The organism is Nocardia pseudovaccinii NBRC 100343 (assembly GCF_001613225.1).
In the GTDB taxonomy this organism is placed as follows: Bacteria; Actinomycetota; Actinomycetes; order Mycobacteriales; family Mycobacteriaceae; genus Nocardia; species Nocardia pseudovaccinii.
Genome location: NZ_BDBY01000481.1, coordinates 1 through 1055, shown reverse-complemented (window position 1 = coordinate 1055; position 1055 = coordinate 1). Strand labels below are relative to the sequence as shown.

Here is a 1055-nt window from a genome sequence, read left to right as displayed (position 1 = left end):
GGCGACGCCATCGGCGGTGTCGGAGAACGACTTACACCGGCCGTCCGGCGAGAGCCCCCGCTGTCGGCTGAACTCCACAAAGGTCTCGGGAGTCGCCATCACGGTCACACCACCAGCCAGCGCCAGATCGCACTCACCCGACCGCAGCGACTGCGCCGCCAGATGCATTGTCACCAGCGACGACGAACACGCCGTGTCCACCGTGACCGACGGCCCCTCCAGACCGAATACATACGAGATACGGCCGGACGCAATGGATCCCGCGTTCGCGTTGACCGGATAGTCGTGATACATCATGCCCGCGAAGACACCGGTCGCACTGCCGCGCAGCAGCGCGGGGTCGACACCGGCCCGTTCGAACGCCTCCCACGAGGTCTCCAGCAGCAGAAACTGCTGCGGATCCATCAGCGCGGCCTCATTCGGGCTGATGTTGAAGAACGCCGGATCGAACTCACCCGCGGCATGCAGGAATCCGCCCGAACGCGTGTACGTGGTGTGCGGTGTTTCCCCGGTCGGGTCGTACAGCCGCTCGGTATCCCAGCCGCGGTTCACCGGGAACTCCGACGTCGCGTCGGTCCCCGTCACGACCAGCTGCCACAGCTCCTCGGGCGATCGGACCCCGCCCGGGTACCGGCACGCCATGCCGACGATCGCGATCGGTTCGCCGTCGAAGGTTTTCGCGGCGGTGACCACCACGTTGTGCCCGGTGCCGGTGAGTTCGTCGGTCAGGTGCGCGGCCAGCGCCTGCGGTGTGGGGTAGTCGAAGACGACCGCGGCCGCCAGCGACAGACCGGTGGCGGTCTTGAGCCGGTTACGCAACTCGACCGCACCGAGGGAATCGAAACCCAGGTCCTGGAAGGCGCGATCGGGATCGATCGCGGACGCGCTGTCGTGGCCGAGAACTGCCGCGATATGGGTGCGGACGGTATCGAGCACCGCCTGCCGCTGCCGACCGGCGTCCAGACCCGAAAGCCGTTGCCGCAGACTCGACCCCACCGTCGAGAGCGCCGCGGACCGCCGCTCCGCGGGCGCCAGTGCGCGCAGCAGCGGGGGCA

General features: G+C 68.2%; 1 protein-coding gene. It reads right to left on the bottom strand.

Annotated elements, in window-relative coordinates; genetic code table 11:
• Nucleotides 1-1055 (bottom strand): acyl carrier protein (locus NP3_RS46025; RefSeq protein ID WP_169814701.1); only part of this gene is annotated, 1055 nt, incomplete at both ends.